The following is a 22,799-nucleotide window of genomic DNA, read 5'->3' as shown; positions in this document are numbered from 1 at the left end:
ATCCATGGCAAGTGTAGGCATTTTTTTCGGAAGTGACACAGGTAACACAGAACACGTAGCAAAAATGATCCAAAAAGAATTGGGTAAAAAGCTCGTTGCTGTGCATGACATTGCAAAAAGCTCTAAAGAAGAGATTGCTGAGTTTGATCTGATCTTATTCGGTATTCCAACTTGGTATTATGGTGAAGCGCAATGTGATTGGGATGATTTCTTTCCTGAGCTTGAAGAAGTAAGCTTTGAAGGTAAACTAGTGGCTATTTTTGGCTGTGGCGACCAAGAAGACTATGCAGAATACTTCTTAGATGCTATGGGCATGATCAACGATATCGTAACAGAACGTGGCGCTATTGTTGTAGGGCATTGGCCTACAGACAGTTATGATTTTGAAGCATCAAAAGGCATGGCTGATGACAAACATTTTGTTGGTTTAGGTATTGATGAAGACCGTCAGCCAGAATTGACTGAGCAGCGTGTTAAACAGTGGTGTGCTCAGGTATATGATGAAATGTGCTTAAGTGAGTTAGCAGATTAATCCCCCCTTTTAATGCTAACTGTTTAAAATATTATCAAACAGTTAGCATTTTCCGCGTTAATATTGATATAGATCAATTGTTCTTTGCACTTCCTGCTAAGGCACGTTATCCTAACTGTTATTGTGACGAGTACATCTTGCAAGATGTCTAGTATAACTAAATAAAATTGAGACAGATTTAATGACTGATCATAACTTGGAACTTAAAAAAGCCGGGCTAAAGGTAACTTTACCGCGTATTAAAATTTTAGAGATTCTTCAATCTCCAGATAACCAACACATAAGCGCTGAAGATGTTTACAAGGTTTTATTAGATCTAGGCGAAGAAATTGGTCTTGCGACTGTTTACCGTGTTTTAAATCAATTTGATGATGCAGGAATTGTAAGCCGTCACCACTTTGAAGGCGGTAAGTCAGTATTTGAACTTTCTGGCAGCACTCACCATGACCACTTAGTGTGTTTAAAATGTGGCAAGGTTGTTGAGTTTGAAGATGATTTAATTGAACGTCGTCAACTTGAAATAGCTGAAGAAAACGGTATTAAGCTGACCAATCACTCTCTTTACCTATATGGCGAATGTGAAGATAAAGACGCGTGTAAAGCGTTTGCGCAAAGCAATAGTTAAAAGCCTATTTAGTTTAATAAAAAAAACCTGCGATTAAGCAGGTTTTTTTTAACTAAAAAATAGAGCAATATTATTTGTGCTCTATTTTAGCCCACGAATCACGTAAGCCTACCGTTTGGTTAAATACCAGGTTTTCTGATTTAGTATCACGTGAGAAATAACCGGTACGCTCAAACTGAAAACCTTGTGCAGGTACAGAATTAGCCAATGAAGGTTCAAGTTTAGCATTAGAAATAACCACTAATGAGTCTGGGTTTAACGTGCTTTCAAAGTCCTCTGCGGCTGCAGGGTTAGGCACACTGAATAAACGGTCATATAAACGTACTTCAGCTGTCACTGACTCAGACGCAGATACCCAATGAATAACCCCTTTTACTTTACGACCATCGCTTGGATTTTTACCCAATGTTTCAGGATCGTAAGTACAGTAAATAGTGGTAATTTCACCGTTATCATCTTTTTCAACACGCTCTGCCTTAATCACATAAGCACCACGTAAGCGTACTTCTTTATCAAGCACTAAACGTTTAAACTTATTGTTCGCTTCTTCACGGAAATCTTCGCGTTCGATAAAAATTTCACGCGTGAAAGGCACTTCACGGCGACCCATTTCTTCTTTATTTGGGTGATTAGCCACAGAGAGCGTTTCTACTTTATCGGCTTCATAATTCTCAATCACAATTTTCACTGGATCAAGTACAGCCATTGCACGCGGAGCATTTTCGTTTAAGTCATCACGGATACACGCTTCAAGCATGCCCATTTCAACCATATTTTCCTGCTTGGTAATACCGATACGCTGACAGAATTCACGAACAGATGCCGGTGTATAACCACGACGACGCAGACCCGCAATGGTTGGCATACGCGGATCATCCCACCCTTCTACGTGCTTATTAACCACTAAGTCATTAAGCTTACGCTTTGACATAATTGTGTATTCAAGGTTTAAACGTGAAAACTCAATTTGTTGCGGGTGACATTCAAGGCTGATGTTATCCAATACCCAGTCATATAAACGACGGTTATCTTGGAACTCTAGCGTACATAATGAATGAGTAATGCCTTCAAGTGCATCAGAAATACAATGCGTGAAGTCGTACATTGGGTAAATGCACCACTTATCCGCTGTTTGATGATGATTAGCAAAACGTATACGGTATATAATTGGATCGCGCAGCACCATAAATGAGCTGGCCATATCTATTTTAGCGCGAAGGACACATTCACCTTCTTTAAATTCACCGTTACGCATTTTTTCAAATAATGCGAGGTTTTCTTCAGGTGATGTTTCGCGGTATGGGCTGTTTTTACCAGGCTCTTTTAATGTACCACGGTATTCGCGAGCTTGATCTGCAGTTAAAAAACAAACATACGCTAAGCCTTTATTAATAAGCTCTACCGCATAACCATAAAGTAGATCAAAATAGTTTGACGAATACTTAATCTCACCATCCCAATTAAACCCTAACCACTGTACGTCTTCTTTAATTGAATTAACGTAGTTAATATCTTCTTTTTCTGGGTTTGTATCGTCAAAACGAAGGTTACATAAACCGTTATAGTCTTTGGCGATACCAAAATTTAGGCAAATTGATTTTGCATGGCCAATATGTAAAAAGCCATTAGGTTCAGGTGGAAAACGGGTATGCGTTGTGGCATGTTTTCCACTTGCTAAATCTTCATCAATTCGGGTTCTAATAAAGTTATTTGGGCGATTCTCGATTTCCGCCATAGGATTATAAACCTCTGTATATTGCGTGATAACAAAACTACTGCATTATTACAAAAACCAACCTTAACATACAGTAATAGATGCGGGTTTATGCAGTTATTACCAAAGTTTGTTAGATAAGGGATAGTTTATGAGCAAAATTTGTTTTAGCGCAATATTAAAGTCATTAAAGCGATTTATAGTAAACGAATAACCCCAACTTAAAGGAACGAAGATGGCCTCATTAAATCAACACCGCATATATATTCCAAGTAGTGCACGTGCGAATCATTACTTATTAGCTGAAATTACACCTAATGAAGATTTTTATAAAAACTTCAGTAATATTAATGCTTGCTATGAACGAATTGCGCGTCAGTTATTTGCATCATGTGATGAATATGAACTGCATAATGTCCATTTACTCGCAAATGATAAACTCCCCGTGGTGAGATTTCATGATGAGTCTTACCAACTTGAAACCGATAAGCAAATGTTGTTTTTTTATAACCCTCGTTACCATGAAGCGCATAAACTTCATCACACAGAAAATCAGCAAAGTAAAAAAATACGCCTATTGTTTTTAGCTACTGGCGAAGATATACGTGCCCACTCAGCGCAGTTTCATACAAATGTACAAAAAGTATTGAGTCATTTACAAGATCAGTTATTTTTAGACCAGCCAAGCTTTAAACTGCGCGATCATCAACATTTAACCTATGACTTATTCGCTAAAGAAAAAGGTAATAAAGAAAGCTATGGTTATAAACTAAGAAGTTTGTACCCTCGTTATCAATCCAGACAATGCGCAATACCCAGTAGCCATTCTGAAATGACTTACGTCACCTTCTCTATTCCCGTGTCACGTAATATTAAGACGCAATTTCAAACACAAATTAATAGCCAAACTTATAAGCCGTTTTATAGCCACTTTTCGCAGTTATTTAGTCAACTTTGTGAGGATAATAAACTCACCCATGCAGCGATGGTTGCCAATGGGGCAATGCCAATAATTCGTAATAGTGAAGTAGATAGAAATGAGGGAAATGGTGAGTTACAAAAAATTAGTTTTGATATAGAAGATTCAGCGCCGCAAATAAAAGTATTTTTTGATGAAAATAAACTCGTAGAGACGCTACATTTTGTAATTGTTGCCGCCGAACATAACAAACATGAGATTGGCTATGGTCGCTTTATGAACCAAGTAGAGAAAACCGTTCATGCATTCTGTGATGAATTAGCTATTAATAAGCAGCGCCAAGATTTATCTCTGCGATTTTTTCAACATATTAGTTACCCGTTTTAAGATTAAGGGTAATACGCTCTAGCCATACATAACAAAAAGGCTCGCGATTGCGAGCCTTTTTTAAAGAATAACCGCTGATTACCAGCCTGTTTTTTCTTTAAGTGCTTTACCGATATCAGCCAGTGAACGTACAGTTTTTACGCCCGCAGCTTCTAATGCAGCAAATTTCTCATCAGCAGTACCTTTACCGCCTGCGATGATTGCGCCAGCGTGACCCATACGCTTACCTTCTGGTGCAGTAACACCAGCAATGTAAGAAACAACAGGTTTAGTTACGTTAGCTTTGATGTACTCTGCAGCTTCTTCTTCTGCAGTACCACCAATTTCACCAATCATTACGATTGCTTCAGTTTGGTCGTCTTTTTCGAACATTTCTAAAACGTCGATAAAGTTAGTACCTGGGATTGGGTCGCCACCAATACCAACACACGTAGACTGACCAAAACCAGCATCTGTAGTTTGCTTAACCGCTTCATACGTTAACGTACCAGAGCGAGAAACAATACCTACTTTACCAGGCTTGTGGATGTGACCAGGCATGATACCAATCTTAGTCTCACCAGGAGTGATAACACCTGGACAGTTAGGACCGATCATACGTGTACCTGTTTGATCTAGTTTAACTTTAACGTCAACCATATCAAGTGTAGGAATACCTTCAGTGATACAAACAATTAGCTCGATGCCCGCATCGATTGCTTCTAAGATTGCATCTTTACAAAAAGGTGCTGGTACGTAGATAACTGATGCAGTTGCGCCAGTTGCTTCTACAGCGTCACGTACTGTGTTAAATACTGGAAGACCAAGGTGCGTTTGACCGCCTTTACCTGGGCTTACACCACCAACCATTTGTGTACCGTACTCAAGCGCTTGCTCTGAGTGGAAAGTACCTTGACCACCAGTGAAACCTTGACAGATAACTTTTGTATCTTTATTGATTAATACAGACATTATTTGCCCTCCGCAGCAGCAACAACTTTTTCAGCCGCGTCTGTTAATGATTCAGCAGCGATGATGTTTAGATCAGACTTAGCAAGTACTTCACGACCTAGTTCAGCATTAGTACCTTCTAAACGTACAACTACTGGTACTGTTACACCTACTTCTTTAACTGCGCCAATGATGCCTTCAGCAATCATGTCACAACGAACGATTCCGCCGAAGATATTAACTAAAACAGCTTTAACGTTGTCATCTGAAAGGATGATTTTGAATGCTTCAGAAACACGTTCTTTAGTCGCGCCGCCACCAACATCTAGGAAGTTAGCTGGCTTGCCACCGTGTAGGTTTACGATGTCCATAGTACCCATTGCTAGGCCTGCACCGTTAACCATACAACCTACGTTACCATCTAGGGCTACGTAGTTAAGCTCGAAGCTTGCTGCGTGAGCTTCACGTGCATCTTCTTGAGATGGATCGTGCATTTCACGGATTTTAGGTTGACGGTAAAGTGCATTACCATCGATACCAATTTTACCATCTAGACAGTGAAGGTTACCTTCATCTGTGATTACTAGTGGGTTGATTTCAAGTAATGCGAAATCGAAATCGTTGAACATGTTGCCAAGACCCATAAAGATCTTAACGAACTGTTTCATTTGTGTTGGGTTAAGACCCAATTTAAAACCAAGCTCACGAGCTTGGTAAGCTTGAGGACCTACTAAAGGATCAATCTCAGCTTTGTGGATAAGTTCTGGTGTTTCTTCAGCAACAGTTTCAATTTCAACGCCGCCTTCAGTAGACGCCATGAACACAACTTTACGAGAAGCACGGTCAACAACAGCACCTAGGTACAGTTCGTTTGCGATATCTGTACAGCTTTCTACTAAAATTTTAGCAACTGGCTGGCCTTTCTCGTCTGTTTGGTAAGTAACTAGGTTTTTACCTAACCAGTTAGCTGCAAACGCTTTAACTTCGTCGATAGTTTTAACTAGCTTTACACCGCCAGCTTTACCACGTCCACCTGCGTGAACCTGAGTTTTAACAACCCACATATCGCCGCCAATTTTTTCAGCAGCTGCTGCAGCTTCTTCAGGTGTATCGCAAGCGAAACCTTGAGAAACTGGTAAACCATATTCGGCAAAAAGTTGTTTTGCCTGATACTCATGCAAATTCATGATGCTTTATCCAATTTTTTATATTAAAAGAGCTGAATATTTATGCAAATAAACAACTATCCCAAATTGCGTGCCTAGTATAGATCTCATGGCGCTACATGAAAACCCCAGTATGACCTTAGGCGCAAAAAAAAAGCTGTGATTTTAACTCACAGCTTATATTTCATACTACTTAATTAAACATCTAGCAGTAAACGTGTTGGATCTTCAAGTAACTCTTTAATTGTTACTAAGAAACCAACTGATTCTTTACCATCGATTTGGCGATGATCGTAAGATAACGCTAAATACATCATAGGTAAGATTTCAACTTTACCATTAACAGCCATTGGACGATCTTGGATTTTGTGCATACCTAAGATTGAAGACTGCGGTAAGTTAATGATTGGTGTTGATAGTAATGAGCCGAATACACCACCGTTAGTAATAGTGAAGTTACCGCCGGTCATATCGTCAAGTGTTAGCTTACCATCACGACCTTTAAGCGCTAGCTCACGAATACCCTTTTCGATTTCTGCAACAGATAGCTTGTCACAGTCTTTAAGTACAGGTGTTACTAAGCCACGAGGTGTAGAAACAGCAATGCTGATGTCGAAATAGTTGTGGTAAACAATATCATCGCCATCAATTGATGCATTTACATCTGGGAAACGCTTTAACGCTTCAGTCACTGCTTTCACGTAGAAAGACATGAAACCTAAACGGATACCGTGGCGCTTTTCAAATACTTCTTGGTACTGCTTACGAAGATCCATGATTGGCTTCATATTAACTTCGTTAAATGTAGTTAACATTGCAGTAGAGTTTTTCGCTTCAAGAAGACGATTCGCAATTGTTTTACGTAAACGTGTCATAGGCACACGTTTTTGTGTACGGTCACCCATAGGTGCTGCTGGCGCTGCTTCTGATTTTGCCGCTGGTGCAGGTGATTTTAAGAATTGATCAACATCTTCTTTAGTCACACGACCATTTTTGCCTGAACCTTTGATTTTTGATGCATCAAGGCCTTTCTCAGCAATTAAACGACGAACTGATGGCGTTAACACATCTGAACCCTCACTTGAGCTTTCTTCTTTGGCTGCTGGTGCGTCCGCTTTAGCGTCAGATTTAGCGGGTGCAGCGCCTGCTTTTACTTTACCAATTACTTGCTCACCAAGAACAGTGTCGCCTTCGTCATGAATGATTTCACCCATAACGCCGTCTTCTTGGGCAACCACTTCAAGTACAACTTTGTCTGTTTCGATATCTACCAAGTTTTGGTCGCGTGTTACCGCGTCACCTGGTTGAACATGCCAAGTAGCAATTGTTGCATCTGCAACTGATTCTGGAAGTACAGGTACTTTAATATCCACTTCTTTACCTTCTGATGCTGGTGCTGATTGCGCCGCAGGCGCGTCTTCTGATTTATCTGATGCTGAGTCATCTTCTTTTGGCTCTTTACTTGGTGATGCTTCATCTGCATCGCCAATTAAACCGATCACTTGGTCGCCAAGTACCGTAGCACCCTCTTCTTGTGAAATTTCAGTGATTACACCGTCATTTTGTGCAACCACTTCTAAAACCACTTTGTCTGTTTCAATATCTACTAAGTTTTGGTCACGGCTTACTTTGTCGCCAACACTTACATGCCATGTAGCAACGGAAGCATCTGCAACCGACTCAGGAAGAACAGGAACTTTAATTTCTGTGCTCATTGCTTATCCTTTCTTTTCTATAGTAAGCGCGTCGGCAACGAGCGCTTGTTGTTCTTTAGTATGTACTGACATATATCCACATGCAGGAGATGCTGACGCCTTACGACCTGCATATTTCAATTTTGCACCTTGTGGAATTGCATCAACAAAGTGATGTTGTGAGCAGTACCAAGCGCCTTGGTTTTGCGGCTCTTCCTGACACCACACAAAATCAGTAACGTGCTGGTAGCGTTCAATAATTGCTTTCATTTCGGCATGTGGGAACGGATAAAGCTGTTCAACACGAACAATTGCAATATTGTCTTGCTCAAGTTTACGACGCTCTTGTAATAGTTCGTAGTAAACTTTGCCGCTACAAAATACAACACGTTCTACTTTCTTAGGGTCAATCTCATCAATCTCATCAATGATGTTGTGGAATACACCCTCAGAAAGCTCTTCTAGCGATGACGTTGCAAGTGGATGACGTAGCAATGATTTAGGTGTCATTACAATCAGTGGACGACGCAGTGGTCTAACTGATTGACGACGTAACATTGCGTACACTTGAGCCGGTGTTGATGGTACACACACTTGCATATTGTGATCAGCACAAAGCTGTAAAAAGCGTTCTAGACGAGCCGAGCTGTGCTCTGGACCCTGACCTTCATAGCCATGAGGTAACAAACACGTTAAGCCACATAAGCGACCCCACTTTTGTTCACCTGAACTTAAGAACTGGTCAAATACCACTTGTGCACCATTAGCGAAATCACCAAATTGTGCTTCCCACAATACTAATGAAGTCGGCTCTGCAGTTGCATAACCATATTCAAATGCTAATACCGCTTCTTCAGACAGTACCGAGTCAAAAACTTCAAACGTACCTTGGTCTTCACTAAGGTTCTGTAATGGTAAATACGTTGCACCATCTTTTTGACTATGAACAACCGCATGACGGTGGAAGAAGGTACCACGGCCTGAATCTTGTCCAGTTAGACGAATATCAGTACCTTCAGCTGCAATAGTTGCATACGCTAAAGTTTCTGCCATACCCCAATCAAGTGGTTTTTCGCCAGCAGCCATTGCTTTACGATCATCGTATATTTTTTTAACACGAGATTGTGCTTTGTACTCTTCTGGGTAACTTGCAACTATGTTACCAAGTTCTTTAAGCTTTTCTACCGAAACGCTAGCATCGTAATCAACACTCCATTCATGACCTATATACTTAGCCCAATCTGAAGAGTGTGATGTTTCTGGCTGAATTTCTTCAACAACACAGTTGCCATCGTCTAAACCATTACGGTAATCATCAGCAAGCGCTTTCACTTCATCTTCTGTGAAAGAACCTTCAGAAATCAGCTGATCCGCGTAGATTAAGCGAGGTACTGGGTGTTTTTTAATTTTTTGGTACATAATTGGCTGGGTAGCGTTAGGCTCATCAGCTTCGTTATGACCATGGCGACGGTAACAAACAAGGTCAATCACAACGTCACGTTTAAACTGATTTCTAAAATCAAGCGCGAGTTGCGTTACAAAAGCAACCGCTTCAGGATCGTCAGAGTTTACGTGGAAAATTGGCGATTGAACCATTTTTGCGATATCAGTACAGTAATCAGTTGAGCGTACATCGTCTTTTTTACTTGTTGTAAAACCAACTTGGTTATTAACAACAATACGAATACTACCGCCACAACTAAATGCATTAGTTTGCGATAAGTTAAACGTTTCTTGAACAACACCCTGACCTGCAATTGCTGAGTCGCCGTGGATAGTGATTGGAAGTGCTTTGCTGCCTGTTTTGTCATTAAGACGATCAAGACGAGCACGCACAGAGCCCATAACCACCGGGTTTACGATTTCTAAATGCGACGGGTTAAACGCAAGTGCCATGTGCACGTTGCCACCTTTAGTCGCGAAATCTGATGAATAACCCATGTGATATTTAACATCACCTGAGCTTAACGTTTCTTTGTGCTTGCCAGCAAACTCATCAAAAAGTTCTGATGGATTTTTGCCTAGCACATTAACAAGAACATTTAAGCGACCGCGGTGAGCCATACCAATAACGGCTTCTTTTTGGCCACTTTCACCGGCACGGTGAATAAGCTCTTTTAACATAGGCACTAACGCATCGCCACCTTCAAGTGAGAAACGCTTAGCACCCGGGAACTTAGCCCCTAAATATTTTTCAAGACCATCAGCCGCCGTTAATCCCTTGAGGATTCGTAGCTTTTCATTTTTATCAAATTTTGGCCTAGACTGAACAGACTCTAAACGCTGTTGTAACCAACGCTTTTCTTCTGTTGATGTGATGTGCATATACTCGGCGCCAATAGAACCACAGTAAGTGGTTTTTAGTGCTTGGTATAACTCACCTAAAGGCATAGTATCGCGGCCAACGGCAAACGATCCTACGTTAAATTCGCGGTCAAAGTCAGCATCCGATAAGTCGTGGTACTCTAGCTCTAAATCTCGTACACGCTCTCGTTGCCAAATACCTAGTGGATCTAGGTTTGCATTTTGGTGTCCACGAAAACGGAAAGCATTAATAAGTTGCAGTACTTTAACCTGTTTAAGGTCGCCACCACTGCCCTCTGCTACCACTACTTCTCTATGCTTGTTTTTAGCAAGCGCCGCAAATTGTGAACGAACTTCTGAATGTTTTACTTCAACATCCACACCATCTACTTTTGGTAACTGTTCGAACACTTCTCGCCATTCTTCTGGCACCGAAGTCGCATCGTCTAAATACGCTTCATAAAGCTCTTCAACATAAGCAACGTTACCGCCGTTTAAATGTGAAGATTCTAGCCATGCCTTCATCACACCTTCGTGCATTTATAAGCCCTTTTTTTTAGCGCAGAAATTAATAGTTATATAACAAGATGGCTAATAAATTATTAGCCATCTTTCGTCTACTAGAAATTAAACCGAGCGGTTTAATAACATAGATTTTATTTGCCCAATTGCTTTGGTCGGATTAAGACCCTTAGGACAAACGCTAACACAGTTCATGATACTGTGGCAACGGAACACACTGAATGCATCGTCTAAGTCAGCTAAACGCTCTTCTGTTGCTGTGTCTCGGCTATCAGCTAAGAAACGGTAAGCATGAAGAAGGCCTGCTGGACCTATAAACTTATCTGGATTCCACCAGAAAGAAGGACACGATGTAGAACAACATGCACATAAAATACACTCGTAAAGCCCATCTAATTTATCACGTTCTTCGATAGATTGAAGACGTTCACCTGCAGCAGGCTCATCATTAATTAGATACGGTTTTACTTTTTCGTATTGAGTGTAGAACTGACTCATGTCAATAACAAGGTCTCGAACAACAGGAAGTCCAGGTAATGGACGTACTACGATTTTACCTTTGCCATTTTTTTGCAGCGTAGATAAAGGAGTAATACATGCTAAACCGTTCTTACCATTCATGTTTACGCCGTCTGAACCACACACACCTTCACGGCATGAACGACGAAACGATAGTGTAGGATCCTGCTCTTTTAATAGTAAAAGTGCATCCAATACCATCATGTCTTGGCCTTCCTCAGTTTGCAAAGTGTAATCTTGCATACGAGGTGCGTTATCAACATCCGGATTGTAACGATAAACTGAAAATTGTACTTGTGCCATCGTCTCGCTCCTAGTAGGTACGTGCTTTAGGTGGGAAAGCTTCACGTGTTTTAGGCTCGTAGTTTACTTTACGCTTGCTCATTTCATCCGTTACCGGATTAAATACTGAGTGACATAACCAGTTTTCGTCATCACGATCTGGGAAGTCAAAGCGAGAGTGTGCGCCACGGCTTTCAGTACGGAAGTTTGCAGCTACTGCAGTTGAGTAAGCTGTTTCCATTAAGTTGTCTAGTTCTAAACATTCAATACGCATGGTGTTAAAGTCTGATGATTTGTCATCAAGACGCGCGTGCTGTAAACGTTCACGGATTTCTTTAAGTTCAGTAAGACCTGTAGCCATTGAGTCACCTTCACGGAATACCGAGAAGTTAAGCTGCATACATTGTTGTAGGTCTTTCTTGATTTGAACTGGGTCTTCGCCTTGACCAGCTGTTGAGTTTTCCCAACGGTTAAAGCGCGCAAGAGACGCTTCTAGGTCAGACTCTGAAGCCGCTTTAGAAATTTCAACATCATTTAGATATTTACCTAAGAAGTTACCTGCTGCACGGCCAAATACAACTAAATCGAGTAATGAGTTACCACCTAAGCGGTTAGCACCATGTACAGATACACAGGCAATCTCACCAACAGCAAATAAACCTTGTACAACTTTTTCGTTGCCTGCAGCATCGATATTAAGTACTTGACCATTAACGTTTGTTGGCACACCACCCATCATGTAGTGACATGTTGGGATAACTGGAATCGGTTCTTTTGCAGGATCAACGTGAGCAAATGTTTTAGCAAGATCACATACACCTGGAAGACGTAAGTTAAGCGTTTCTTCGCCTAAGTGGTCAAGTTTCAACTTAAGGTGAGGACCCCAAGGACCATCACAACCACGACCTTCACGAATTTCTGTCATCATTGAACGAGCAACAACGTCACGAGACGCTAAATCTTTAGCATTTGGTGCGTAACGTTCCATGAAGCGTTCGCCATCTTTATTTAAAAGATAACCACCTTCACCACGACAACCTTCAGTTACTAGCGTACCAGCGCCAGCTATACCTGTCGGGTGGAACTGCCACATTTCCATGTCTTGCATAGAAATACCAGCACGTGCAGCCATACCAACACCGTCACCGGTGTTAATGTGAGCATTGGTTGTTGATGCGAAAATACGACCTGCACCACCGGTAGCTAACACAACTGCTTTTGATTTGAAGAAGGTGATTTCACCTGTTTCAATTTCAATCGCTGTACAGCCTACTACATCGCCATTATCGTTTTTAACTAAATCAAGTGCATACCATTCTGAGAATACATTGGTTTTGTTTTTAACGTTTTGTTGATAAAGAAGGTGTAATAATGCATGGCCCGTACGGTCAGCTGCTGCTGCAGTACGCGCAGCCTGTTCACCACCAAAGTTTTTCGATTGACCACCGAAAGGACGTTGGTAAACACGGCCATTTTCAAAACGCGAAAATGGTAAGCCCATGTTTTCTAATTCAGTAATAGCTTCCGGGCCAGTTTGACACATGTATTCGATAGCGTCTTGGTCACCGATAAAATCGGAACCTTTAACGGTATCATACATGTGCCATTCCCAGTTATCTTCATGCGAGTTACCTAACGCGACTGTAATACCGCCTTGAGCAGATACAGTGTGTGAGCGTGTCGGGAAAACTTTAGAGATTAGCGCACATGTTTTGCCAGATTCAGTAATAGCAAGAGCAGCGCGCATACCTGCACCACCGGCACCAATTACTACGGCGTCAAATTCACGAACAGAATATTTCACTTAAACACCCCATAAAACGATTAAACCCACAGCTACGTAAGCAACAGCCATTAGGTTTAGTACAAAGCCTAAAAAAGCACGCAATTTAGCGTTCTTTACATAGTCGGTAAGAACCTGCCAAAGGCCGATACGGGTATGAACCATAATGCAAACTAGGGTTATTAACGTTGCCCCTTTCATTGCTAGGTTTGAGAATAGGCCTGTCCAGGCTTCATATGTGACTTCTGGCATTGCTAAAAAATAGCCAATAATAAAGATTGCATACGCGCTGATTATTAATGCCGTTGTGCGTAAAGATACAAAATCTTGTACGCCATCACGTTTAAGAGTTGCTTGATTTAAGACCATATCCACACCCCTGCCAATACAGCAAACACAACGCCAAGTGCCATCGCAATTTTAGCGCTAGTATTGCCTGATTCAAGTTCTTCCCAATGCCCCATATCCATAATAATGTGACGGATACCACCGATAAGGTGATAACCTAATACAGAAAGGGTGCCCCAAGCTATAAATTTGGCAATGAATCCGTTAAACAGACTCTTGACGAATTCAAAACCTTCAGCTGAAGAAAGAGACTCTGACCAAGCCCAAATGACAAACGTTAAAGCAAAAAATAATGCAACACCGGTGACGCGGTGAAAAATTGAAGCTTTAGCCGTTGCCGGCATAGATATAGTTGTTAGATCTAGATTTACAGGTCTTTGCTTTTTCACAGTTACTTGCCCATCTTGCCCGCAGTGGGGCTCATCTACTTGTTTTTCTAAAACCCACCAAATGTTTCTGGTGGAACTATCAAAATAAACGTATTGATACTAATAAAGTTCACTTTTTATGAAAATTATTATGTAAAAAAAAGTTTACCCAAATACAAATTGGTTAAAAACCTCCGTTAGTATATATAGCCGGAGACTCTTTTACAATTCTTGTTTACTTAGAGTCGTTTGCGAATTAGCCAATGGTATAATATTCAATCTTTACCGAATATTTATTATACATATGTGCATAATACTTATAAAAATTGACTTTATACCCCTCTTTCACGTTAAAATGTAGAGATGTGCTTAGAATAGATTTTAGAATATAAAAATCAGAATAGTTATCTTAATAGGAGATACATAGATGGCAGATAAGAAAGCCACGGTCCATATTGATGGGCTAGATCCAATCGAACTTCCAATTTATCAAGGTACTGCTGGCCAAGATGTAATTGACGTACGTACACTCGGCTCACATGGTCACTTTACTTATGACCCAGGTTTCATGTCGACTGGTTCTTGTGAATCTACCATCACTTACATCGATGGTGGCAAAGGTGTTTTATTACACCGTGGTTACCCAATCGAACAGTTAGCAGAAAGCTCTAATTACGTCGAGTTATGCTACTTACTATTAAATGGTGAGTTACCAACTAAAGAGCAATACGATGATTTCGCTACAAAAATCACTCGTAGCACTATGCTAGATGAAAAAATCGCAAACTTCTTCCAAGGTTTTCGTTTTGACGCTCACCCAATGGCGATGTTATGTGGTGTGGTTGGTGCTTTATCTTCTTTCTACCATGAAGATCTGGATATCACTGACGCAGTTCAACGTAAAACAAGCGCTATTAAATTAGTTGCTAAGTTACCAACAATTGCAGCAATGGCGTACAAAACAAACATCGGTCAACCATTTGTATACCCACGCAATGACTTAAGCTATGCAGAAAACTTCTTACACATGATGTTCTCTGTGCCTGCTGAAGAATACAAAGTAAACCCTGTCACAGCTAAAGCAATGGATAAAATCTTTATGCTTCATGCTGACCATGAGCAAAACGCATCAACCTCTACAGTACGTTTAGCTGGTTCTTCTGGTGCTAACCCTTATGCATGTATTGCTGCGGGTATTGCATCACTTTGGGGCCCTGCTCACGGCGGTGCTAACGAAGCATGTTTAAACATGTTAGAAGAAATTGGCTCAGTTGATCGCATTGACGAATACGTAGCAAAAGCTAAAGATAAAGCGGACCCGTTCCGTCTTATGGGCTTTGGACACCGTGTTTACAAAAACTTCGATCCTCGTGCAACAGTAATGCGTCAAACATGTCATGAAGTGTTAGCAGAGCTAAACATTCAAGATCCATTGCTTGATATCGCAATGAAACTAGAGCAAATTGCACTTGAAGACCCGTACTTTGTTGAGAAGAAACTTTACCCTAATGTAGATTTCTACTCAGGTATTATCTTAAAAGCAATCGGCATCCCTACCAGTATGTTCACTGTAATCTTTGCAATGGCACGTACTGTAGGTTGGATCTCACACTGGGACGAGATGCTTTCTCAACCTGGCCACAAGATCAGCCGTCCACGTCAGCTTTACACAGGTGAAACACACCGTGATTATAAAGCAACTGACAAGCGCTAAGCATTAAGTTAGTTTAAAAGGCCGCCTCTGCGGCCTTTTTTATTACCTGCTACTTGAGAATTATCTTAAACAGATTACAATTCCTGCCCACTTGATTAACTTTATGAGCCTATGTCTGTGTCCTCGTTTGATCCTAAAAAAATCCGTAATGACTTTCCTACTCTAAATCAGACAATTAATGGCTACCCTCTTGTTTATTTAGACTCAGCAGCAACAACACAAAAACCACAATGCGTGATTGACGCTACCACAGAGTTTTACACCTTACAGAATGCAAATGTTCACCGCGGACGTCATACGCTGAGTGAGCAAGCTACAGCGGCTTATGAGCAAGTACGTCAACGCGTTGCCGATTATTTTCAGGTAACCAGTAGCGAAATTGTCTGGACCAAAGGCGCCACTGAAGCGATTAACTTAGTTGCTCATGGTTTAAGAAATACATTAACAGCTGCTGACACTATTTTAATTAGCCCAATCGAACACCACGCTAATATCGTGCCGTGGCAAGAACTGGCAGCGCAAACCGGGGCAACATTAAAAACTTTACCACTTAACGCTGATGCTACATTTGATATAGCACAGTGTTGTGAAGTGATTAAGCGCACCAACCCTGCACTACTGGCTATTACTCACGCCTCTAATGCACTAGGCAATATTACTGATTTAGCCCCCTTAATAGCCTCAGCGAAGGCGATAGGTGCGCTAACCTTAGTGGATGGCGCACAAGGGGCGCTGCATTTAAGACCGGATTTAAAAAAGCTCGATTGTGATTTTTACGTGTTTTCTGCTCATAAAATGGTGGGGCCAACAGGGCTAGGCGGTTTATATGGCCGTTATACAACCCTAAATGCACTATCGCCTTATCAAAAAGGCGGTGAAATGATTGAAAAAGTAACCTTAACGCACAGTACTTATCGTGACGCTCCCGCTAAATTTGAAGCAGGAACGCCAAATATAGCCGGCGTTTTAGGTTTTGGCGCTGCACTTGAGTATTTAATGGCGCTTGATCTGCAAACATTACAGCACTATGAACAGCAGTTGTTTATTTATGCAGCGAACGCATTGAGCAAAATAGACGGTATTATTATCTACAGCGACCTCAAATCGAATATTGGCACACTTTGCTTTAATTATAAAAATGAACATCCTTATGATCTGTCAACTTTACTTGACGGCTATGGTGTTGCTGTACGAAGTGGTCATCATTGTACCCAACCTTTAATGAGTCATTTAAACCTAAATGGCTCACTGAGAGCGAGTTTTGCTTTTTATAATACGACTAAAGATGTAGACCAATTTATTGCCGCACTCAAAGAATGCATTGCTTTATTAGACTAATTTGGATAAATAATGACACACACATATCAACTCGTAACTAAAAGTATTCAAAGCAGTAGTAGCTGGCAACAAAAGTACCGTGAAATTATGTTACTCGGTAAAACGCTGCCACCTTTAGCCGATATATTAAAAACAGATGATGCGTTAGTGCCAGGCTGTGAGAGTAAAGTATGGATGTTTGTTGAGTTTGACCTAACCGAGAATGCACTGGTTGTAATTGGAGACTCTGATACTCGCATAGTAAAAGGCTTATTGGCGTTAATTTTAGCCCTGTATAACGGTTTAACACCCGAAGAAGTGTTAGCAGTAAATGCTTATGATGAATTTGAAAAGCTTGGCTTAATCAGTCATTTGAGTGCGTCAAGAGGCAATGGAGTAAAAGCCATGGTTGAAACAATACAAACCATGGCCAAGCAAAAAGCGCTTTAAGCGCTTTTTAAATACTATTAAACCAAAACACTTTATTTAAGTATTTAGACGCGCACGCTTGTCTAAGTATTTTCGAACCGCTTTAGCGGCAACAAAAAAACCAAAACTACCGGTGATCATCGTCACTGAGCCAAAGCCATTATTACAATCCATGTTCATACTGCCATCAGCATTTTGCTTCGCATGACACACACTGCCGTCACTACCTGGGTAAACAAGCTGTTCAGTGGAATATACACAGTCAATATTAAATTTACGTTTTGGGTTTGAACTGAAATTATATTGTTTACGCAAAATGTAACGCACTTTTGCAAGTAATGGATCTTGAGTGGTTTTTGCCACATCGCCAAAAGTAATTTGACTCGGATCGGTTTGCCCACCTGCACCGCCAGTTGTAATTATAGGCATTTTATTACGTTTACAGTGAGCTATTAACGCCGCTTTTTCTTTAACCGCATCAATACAATCTATTACATAATCAAAACCTTGAATATGCTCTTGAATATTATCAAGGCTAATAAAGTCATCAATCACATTCACTACACACTCAGGGTTGATAAGCTTGCAGCGAGTTTTCATCGCCTCAACTTTAGCTTCCCCTATTGTGCCTGTTAAGGCATGAATTTGACGATTTACATTAGTTGCACAAATATCATCTAAATCAATTAAGGTGATTTTACCTACGCCGGTACGCGCTAGTGCTTCAGCAGTCCAACTGCCTACACCACCAATACCCACAACACAAAAATGTGCTTGCTGTAACCACTCAAATTGCTGTTGACCATACAGTCGTTTAATACCACCAAAGCGGATATCAGTTACTTGTTCACTCATTTACCAATCCAGTTTCCACGGCGTTTGCCAAGAATTAAAATCTTGATGTTTTATCAATTGCGCATACTCTTCACCAGATTCAGGCAACAGGGTATGTTGTATTTTTTGCCCTTTCCATAAAAAATCCAGCGCAAATGCATGTAAATAGGTACGCTCTGCAGGGCTACCTGCATAACTCGTATCACCCATTATGGGGGCACCCAAACTCTTTAAAGCAACTCTAAGTTGATGGGTTTTACCCGAATAGGGTTTTAATAGGTAAGCTCTAAAACCATTTTTAAAACTAAATGAATAAAACCGCGTAATAGCGGGATTTATTTGCGAGTTTAATAGTTTAAAAGTACCCCGACGTGACTTCGCCATGTCTCCTTTAACCCAACCTTGCTTTTTTTTAGGCTTAGAATCACTTACAGCTAAATAAAATTTATTAATAGTATGCTCAGTAAACATCTGGGTAAACTTTGCCGCAGCGTCTTTATGCCGCGCTAATATGATCAGCCCTGAAGTCACTTTGTCTAGACGATGAACCGCAAACAATTTTTCGTTTAGTTGTTGCTCAGCAAGAACCACAAAACCAGGGCTTTCTTCTGAATGAAAATTAAGCCCTGCAGGTTTAGTTATAATATAAAAATCATCGTGCGTGTATTGCACCTTTAACACAGGCGTATCTGCTTTATTCACGCGCTTTACTTTGAATATGCGCAACGACTTTAGCTAAATCCTCTGGTGTATCAACCCCAGCATGAGGGGTCACCAGCGCTTGCTCTATTTTAATCGCATAGCCATGGTAAAGCACCCTTAGCTGCTCTAGTGATTCTAAAACTTCTAACGGTGATACCGATAATTGAATATATTGCTTTATAAACCCTGCGCGATACGCGTAAATACCCACATGGCGTTGAAAAGGCGCTAAATTAAGTGGTTGCTGCTCAGCCATCATGGCACTTCTATCAAATGGAATGCTGGCTCTTGAAAAATATAAGGCATTTTTATTAATATCGCTGACCACTTTAACCGCATTAGGGTTAAACACCTCATCACGCTCTTCAATGGCAACACTTAGGGTTGCCATAGGCGCGGTTGATTGCGCTAATAATGTAGCCACTTGTGACACGTTATCAGGGGATAATAATGGTTCATCGCCCTGCACATTAACTACGATAGTATCTTCTGATAAGTTTAGTAAATCAACGACTTCTGCTAACCGTTCAGTCCCTGATTGATGATCTTCTCGAGTCATCAATACATCATTGGTAAAGTGTTTGGCCGCATCAAATACTTTTTGATGATCGGTGGCAATAACCACTTTACTCGCTCCCGACAAACACGCTTTTTCATAGACATGTTGGATCATTGGCTTGCCACAAATATCAGCAAGTGGTTTACCTGGCAAACGAGTAGAAGCGTAACGCGCAGGAATAACAACTACGAATTCCACTTTTCTACCTCTTCAAGAGACAATTCTCGGGCTTCATTTTCAAGTAATACCGGAATATCATCGCGTACCGGGTAAGCAAGCTTTGCAGCTGTACTGATCAGCTCTTGGTTTTCTTTATCAAAGCGCAACTTACCTTTACACACGGGGCAAGCAATAATTTCGAGTAACTTCGTATCAAAGGCCATGATGGATCCCTTTTTCTATTAATAGTAAATTTAATGTGTTTATTACCGCCGCTGTTGGTTTAGCATCAACAGGCAAGTAATACCAATTAGGCTTTGCAAAATCACGGCATTTAACCGCATCTTTTTCTGTCATTAATACACAGTCATCGCCAAATTGAGCGAAATCATCAGCGCTATAAGCATAATGATCGCGAAAATGATGTGTAGACAGTAATTTAATACCTTGTGCTTGCAGTGAAGCCTCAAAACGACCTGGGTTACCAATAGCACTCACCGCATGCGCAGCCTTTAAAGGCGTCGCTATATCCGTGTTATCGGCAACGCGTTTAATAACCGATGGCTGCAAGCGATAACTAAACTCATCCTCAGAGCCATTTTCAATTACTAGGTCTACGCTCTTTAATCGAGAGACGGTTTCGCGCAGTGGCCCTGCGGGCATTAGCAAACCATTACCAAATTTTCTTTCGCTATCAACAATACAACATTCTATGCTGCGTGCCATTTTGTAATGCTGCATGCCATCATCAGAAATGATCACATCAAGCTTAAAATTTGCGTTGAGCTTTTCTATATTGTGCTGCCTATTTGGCCCCACAACTAACGGACATTGTAAACGGTTAAATAAAAGTACCGGCTCATCCCCAGCCTCTAAAGTAGTCGTATTAGCAGTCACTAATAATGGGTAATGAGCTGCTTTCCCAGCATAGCCGCGACTAATTAAACCAACAGATAAACCTTGGGCGATTAAGTGATCATGCAGCCATAATACAAATGGGGTTTTACCATTACCGCCAACGCTTATATTACCAACTACAATAACCGGTGTTTTGCTGATAAACGATTTAAAAATGCCGAACTTATAGCAATATCTACGCAGCAAAGAAATACAGCCAAAAATAGCGGACAGTGGTAATAGCAATAATGTAATTAAGCTAAAAGGTTTATACCAGCTTTGCTCTATTTTACTCACCCTTGCTCACCAAACTGCATTTTGCATAACGCAGAATAAGTGCCATCGTTAGCAAGTAAATCTGTATGGGTACCACTTTCAATAACTTGACCACTGTCTATTACATAAATGCGGTCACTATTTTCAATAGTCGATAACCTATGCGCAATTACAATAGACGTTTTGTCTTTCATTAATGTATCGAGGGCATGTTGAATGAGTTTTTCTGATTCAGTATCCAGCGCCGAGGTCGCTTCATCTAAAATTAAAATTGGTGCATCTTTTAATATTGCGCGAGCAATCGCGATACGTTGACGCTGACCACCTGAAAGCATCACCCCATTCTCACCAACCATAGTGTTAAGTTGTTCCGGTAAATCTTTTACAAACTCCCAGACATGAGCTTGTTTAGCCACAGCATGAAGCTCCTCCATCGATACATCGCGTTGGAGGCCATAACAAATATTATTTGCAATCGTGTCATTAAAAAGCACCACTTGCTGCGATACTAAAGCAAATTGACGACGTAAATCGGTGAGCTTATATTCATTTAAAGCAATACCATCCAGTAATATTTCACTGGGCGCTTCTAAATCATAATAGCGAGGTAATAAGTTTGATATGGTGGATTTACCCGAGCCTGAGCGGCCAACAAGCGCAATGCTCTCGCCCGCTTTAATAGTCATAGACAAATTATTTAATACCGGCTCGTCTTTGGTTGGGTATTTAAAGGTGACATTTTTTACTTCAATATGACCTTTAACTTTATCAACCGATAAGGTGCCTGTGTCTTTTTCTATTTCTTCATCTAGCACTAAAAATACACTCTGCGCAGCTGAAATACCGCGTTGTAAATCGCTGTTCACATTGGCAAGCTGTTTTAACGGGCGTAGTAACATCATCATCGAAGAAATGAGCACTACAAAATCCCCAGAGCTAATACTGTCTATCATTGAGGGCATAGACACCACCCATAAAATAACAGCCATTGCACTGGCGGCTAAAATTTGAATGATAGAGACACTTAACGCCTTAGTCGCATCCATTTTGATACGTTGCTGGCGATTATGATTATTAATTTTAGAAAATTGATCGATTTCTTGAGTTTGACCACCAAAGCCGTGGATCACTTTGTGACCACTGAGCATTTGCTCTGAGCTGCGGGTAACTTGCCCCATCGCAGACTGAATATTTTTAGATATATGACGAAAACGTTTAGATACCACCGCCACTATAATAGCCACTAATGGAATAATAACTAAAAAGATTAACGATAATTGCCAGCTGGTATAAAACATAACTGCAAGTAAAAACACCACAAAAGCGCCTTCACGAACTACAATAAGCAATGCTTTGGTAATCGCTTGCTGTACTTGCTCTGTATCAAAGGTAATTTTTGAAATAAGGTCGCCAGTCGAGTTTTTATCATGAAACGATACTGGCAAATGTAATATATGCTCAAATAGTTCTTGGCGAAGCGCACGCACTACCTGCGAACCAACATAGCTTAAACAGTACGATGACATAAAATTAAATACGCCACGCCCGATCACCAACGCAATAACCACAAATGGCGCATAAGTAAGTACCTGACTATTACGCTCATTTAAACCTTCATCGATAAACGGCTTCATCAGTTGGATAAATAATGCATCCATACCTGAATAACCTATCATTCCAATAATTGCGACGATGGCAACCGACTTATAGGCACCAACGTAAGAAACAAGCCGTTTATAAATTTGTGTAGTACTTTGATCCATAACACTCTCTAAAACCACTGACAGCCTCTATTGTATCCTTAGCAACAGCAAAACAA

Annotated in this window: 21 protein-coding genes; 6 read left to right on the top strand and 15 right to left on the bottom strand. The window is 40.8% G+C overall.

Annotation, left to right across the window (positions count from 1 at the left end):
- The first annotated feature begins 4 nt into the window (after positions 1-4).
- Both fldA and fur read left to right on the top strand, forming a co-directional pair.
- A complete protein-coding gene (gene fldA / locus CWC14_RS02070) occupies positions 5-532 on the top strand; it encodes a flavodoxin FldA (RefSeq protein WP_008113772.1) in 528 nt (175 codons plus the stop codon).
- 181 nt (positions 533-713) lie between these two features.
- Positions 714-1,157, top strand: coding sequence for a ferric iron uptake transcriptional regulator (gene fur / locus CWC14_RS02065; RefSeq protein WP_013465004.1), 444 nt, complete (start codon positions 714-716; stop codon positions 1,155-1,157).
- Positions 1,158-1,227: 70 nt separating this feature from the next.
- Here fur and glnS read toward each other — a convergent pair whose 3' ends face one another.
- Positions 1,228-2,892 (bottom strand): glutamine--tRNA ligase, encoded by a 1,665-nt coding sequence (gene glnS, locus CWC14_RS02060; protein ID WP_036982606.1) that lies wholly within the window; start codon positions 2,890-2,892, stop codon positions 1,228-1,230.
- A gap of 214 nt (positions 2,893-3,106) precedes the next feature.
- Here glnS and CWC14_RS02055 point away from each other — a divergent pair, with 214 nt between their 5' ends.
- Positions 3,107-4,177 (top strand): DUF3083 family protein, encoded by a 1,071-nt coding sequence (locus tag CWC14_RS02055; protein WP_138560987.1) that lies wholly within the window; start codon positions 3,107-3,109, stop codon positions 4,175-4,177.
- Positions 4,178-4,255: 78 nt separating this feature from the next.
- On the opposite strand, the gene sucD is transcribed toward CWC14_RS02055, so the two are convergent.
- From sucD to sdhC, 8 genes are all read right to left on the bottom strand, one after another.
- Positions 4,256-5,128: a succinate--CoA ligase subunit alpha gene (gene sucD / locus CWC14_RS02050; protein ID WP_024603036.1), complete on the bottom strand. Its 873-nt coding sequence runs from the start codon at positions 5,126-5,128 to the stop codon at positions 4,256-4,258.
- Entirely contained in the window at positions 5,128-6,294 is a 1,167-nt protein-coding gene (gene sucC, locus CWC14_RS02045; RefSeq protein WP_008464053.1) for an ADP-forming succinate--CoA ligase subunit beta, read from the bottom strand. Before sucC ends, sucD begins: the two co-directional genes overlap by 1 nt.
- A 176-nt stretch (positions 6,295-6,470) precedes the next feature.
- Entirely contained in the window at positions 6,471-7,988 is a 1,518-nt protein-coding gene (gene odhB, locus CWC14_RS02040; protein WP_138560985.1) for a 2-oxoglutarate dehydrogenase complex dihydrolipoyllysine-residue succinyltransferase, read from the bottom strand.
- 3 nt (positions 7,989-7,991) lie between these two features.
- Positions 7,992-10,811: a 2-oxoglutarate dehydrogenase E1 component gene (sucA, locus tag CWC14_RS02035; RefSeq protein WP_138560983.1), complete on the bottom strand. Its 2,820-nt coding sequence runs from the start codon at positions 10,809-10,811 to the stop codon at positions 7,992-7,994.
- Between the two features lie 87 nt (positions 10,812-10,898).
- Positions 10,899-11,615, bottom strand: a complete 717-nt coding sequence (locus CWC14_RS02030) for a succinate dehydrogenase iron-sulfur subunit (RefSeq protein WP_008112091.1) — start codon at positions 11,613-11,615, stop codon at positions 10,899-10,901.
- Positions 11,616-11,625: 10 nt separating this feature from the next.
- Positions 11,626-13,398: a succinate dehydrogenase flavoprotein subunit gene (gene sdhA, locus CWC14_RS02025; protein ID WP_013465011.1), complete on the bottom strand. Its 1,773-nt coding sequence runs from the start codon at positions 13,396-13,398 to the stop codon at positions 11,626-11,628.
- Entirely contained in the window at positions 13,399-13,746 is a 348-nt protein-coding gene (gene sdhD / locus CWC14_RS02020) for a succinate dehydrogenase, hydrophobic membrane anchor protein (protein ID WP_013465012.1), read from the bottom strand.
- Complete coding sequence (sdhC, locus tag CWC14_RS02015; protein WP_076916082.1) at positions 13,737-14,114, bottom strand: succinate dehydrogenase, cytochrome b556 subunit; 378 nt, start codon at positions 14,112-14,114, stop codon at positions 13,737-13,739. Before sdhC ends, sdhD begins: the two co-directional genes overlap by 10 nt.
- A 406-nt stretch (positions 14,115-14,520) precedes the next feature.
- Here sdhC and CWC14_RS02010 point away from each other — a divergent pair, with 406 nt between their 5' ends.
- The 3 genes from CWC14_RS02010 (at position 14,521) to CWC14_RS02000 (ending at position 17,574) form a co-directional block, all read left to right on the top strand.
- Entirely contained in the window at positions 14,521-15,807 is a 1,287-nt protein-coding gene (locus tag CWC14_RS02010; RefSeq protein WP_013465014.1) for a citrate synthase, read from the top strand.
- A 111-nt stretch (positions 15,808-15,918) separates the two neighbouring features.
- The gene (locus tag CWC14_RS02005) at positions 15,919-17,145 is read left to right on the top strand and encodes an aminotransferase class V-fold PLP-dependent enzyme (protein ID WP_138560981.1); all 1,227 of its coding nucleotides are present in this window, start codon (positions 15,919-15,921) and stop codon (positions 17,143-17,145) included.
- A gap of 12 nt (positions 17,146-17,157) precedes the next feature.
- Positions 17,158-17,574 carry a SufE family protein gene (locus CWC14_RS02000; RefSeq protein ID WP_024603040.1) on the top strand — a complete coding sequence of 139 codons (417 nt, stop codon included), beginning with the start codon at positions 17,158-17,160 and terminating at the stop codon, positions 17,572-17,574.
- 36 nt (positions 17,575-17,610) lie between these two features.
- Here CWC14_RS02000 and tcdA read toward each other — a convergent pair whose 3' ends face one another.
- From tcdA to msbA, 6 genes are read right to left on the bottom strand one after another with little or no spacing between them, the layout of a single operon-like run.
- On the bottom strand, positions 17,611-18,408 hold the full coding sequence (tcdA, locus tag CWC14_RS01995; RefSeq protein ID WP_024603041.1) for a tRNA cyclic N6-threonylcarbamoyladenosine(37) synthase TcdA: 798 nt from the start codon (positions 18,406-18,408) through the stop codon (positions 17,611-17,613).
- Complete coding sequence (locus tag CWC14_RS01990) at positions 18,409-19,089, bottom strand: TIGR01621 family pseudouridine synthase (protein ID WP_138560979.1); 681 nt, start codon at positions 19,087-19,089, stop codon at positions 18,409-18,411. It lies immediately after the preceding gene.
- Positions 19,082-19,846, bottom strand: a complete 765-nt coding sequence (gene kdsB / locus CWC14_RS01985) for a 3-deoxy-manno-octulosonate cytidylyltransferase (protein ID WP_024603043.1) — start codon at positions 19,844-19,846, stop codon at positions 19,082-19,084. Before kdsB ends, CWC14_RS01990 begins: the two co-directional genes overlap by 8 nt.
- A complete protein-coding gene (locus tag CWC14_RS01980) occupies positions 19,834-20,031 on the bottom strand; it encodes a Trm112 family protein (protein ID WP_008112074.1) in 198 nt (65 codons plus the stop codon). The genes kdsB and CWC14_RS01980 overlap by 13 nt, the downstream gene beginning before the upstream one ends.
- Positions 20,021-21,001: a tetraacyldisaccharide 4'-kinase gene (gene lpxK, locus CWC14_RS01975; RefSeq protein ID WP_138560977.1), complete on the bottom strand. Its 981-nt coding sequence runs from the start codon at positions 20,999-21,001 to the stop codon at positions 20,021-20,023. Before lpxK ends, CWC14_RS01980 begins: the two co-directional genes overlap by 11 nt.
- Positions 20,998-22,743 carry a lipid A export permease/ATP-binding protein MsbA gene (gene msbA, locus CWC14_RS01970; RefSeq protein ID WP_013465021.1) on the bottom strand — a complete coding sequence of 582 codons (1,746 nt, stop codon included), beginning with the start codon at positions 22,741-22,743 and terminating at the stop codon, positions 20,998-21,000. The genes lpxK and msbA overlap by 4 nt, the downstream gene beginning before the upstream one ends.
- Positions 22,744-22,799 lie beyond the last annotated feature (56 nt).

The organism is Pseudoalteromonas sp. S3260 (assembly GCF_005886925.1).
Classification (GTDB): Bacteria; Pseudomonadota; Gammaproteobacteria; order Enterobacterales; family Alteromonadaceae; genus Pseudoalteromonas; species Pseudoalteromonas tetraodonis.
Note: the sequence above shows the minus strand (reverse complement) of the source record. Positions and strands in the feature narration are given on the sequence as shown.

Excerpts from the sequence above, each read along its gene's own strand:
- CWC14_RS01980 (WP_008112074.1), bottom strand. The coding sequence starts at position 20,031 with ATGGCCTTTGATACGAAGTTACTCGAAATTATTGCTTGCCCCGTGTGT.
- sucD (WP_024603036.1), bottom strand. The coding sequence starts at position 5,128 with ATGTCTGTATTAATCAATAAAGATACAAAAGTTATCTGTCAAGGTTTC.
- CWC14_RS02005 (WP_138560981.1), top strand. The coding sequence starts at position 15,919 with ATGTCTGTGTCCTCGTTTGATCCTAAAAAAATCCGTAATGACTTTCCT.
- sucC (WP_008464053.1), bottom strand. The coding sequence starts at position 6,294 with ATGAATTTGCATGAGTATCAGGCAAAACAACTTTTTGCCGAATATGGT.
- CWC14_RS02010 (WP_013465014.1), top strand. The coding sequence starts at position 14,521 with ATGGCAGATAAGAAAGCCACGGTCCATATTGATGGGCTAGATCCAATC.
- fldA (WP_008113772.1), top strand. The coding sequence starts at position 5 with ATGGCAAGTGTAGGCATTTTTTTCGGAAGTGACACAGGTAACACAGAA.
- tcdA (WP_024603041.1), bottom strand. The coding sequence starts at position 18,408 with ATGAGTGAACAAGTAACTGATATCCGCTTTGGTGGTATTAAACGACTG.
- CWC14_RS02055 (WP_138560987.1), top strand. The coding sequence starts at position 3,107 with ATGGCCTCATTAAATCAACACCGCATATATATTCCAAGTAGTGCACGT.
- CWC14_RS02030 (WP_008112091.1), bottom strand. The coding sequence starts at position 11,615 with ATGGCACAAGTACAATTTTCAGTTTATCGTTACAATCCGGATGTTGAT.
- fur (WP_013465004.1), top strand. The coding sequence starts at position 714 with ATGACTGATCATAACTTGGAACTTAAAAAAGCCGGGCTAAAGGTAACT.
- CWC14_RS02000 (WP_024603040.1), top strand. The coding sequence starts at position 17,158 with ATGACACACACATATCAACTCGTAACTAAAAGTATTCAAAGCAGTAGT.
- odhB (WP_138560985.1), bottom strand. The coding sequence starts at position 7,988 with ATGAGCACAGAAATTAAAGTTCCTGTTCTTCCTGAGTCGGTTGCAGAT.
- glnS (WP_036982606.1), bottom strand. The coding sequence starts at position 2,892 with ATGGCGGAAATCGAGAATCGCCCAAATAACTTTATTAGAACCCGAATT.
- sdhD (WP_013465012.1), bottom strand. The coding sequence starts at position 13,746 with ATGGTCTTAAATCAAGCAACTCTTAAACGTGATGGCGTACAAGATTTT.
- sucA (WP_138560983.1), bottom strand. The coding sequence starts at position 10,811 with ATGCACGAAGGTGTGATGAAGGCATGGCTAGAATCTTCACATTTAAAC.
- msbA (WP_013465021.1), bottom strand. The coding sequence starts at position 22,743 with ATGGATCAAAGTACTACACAAATTTATAAACGGCTTGTTTCTTACGTT.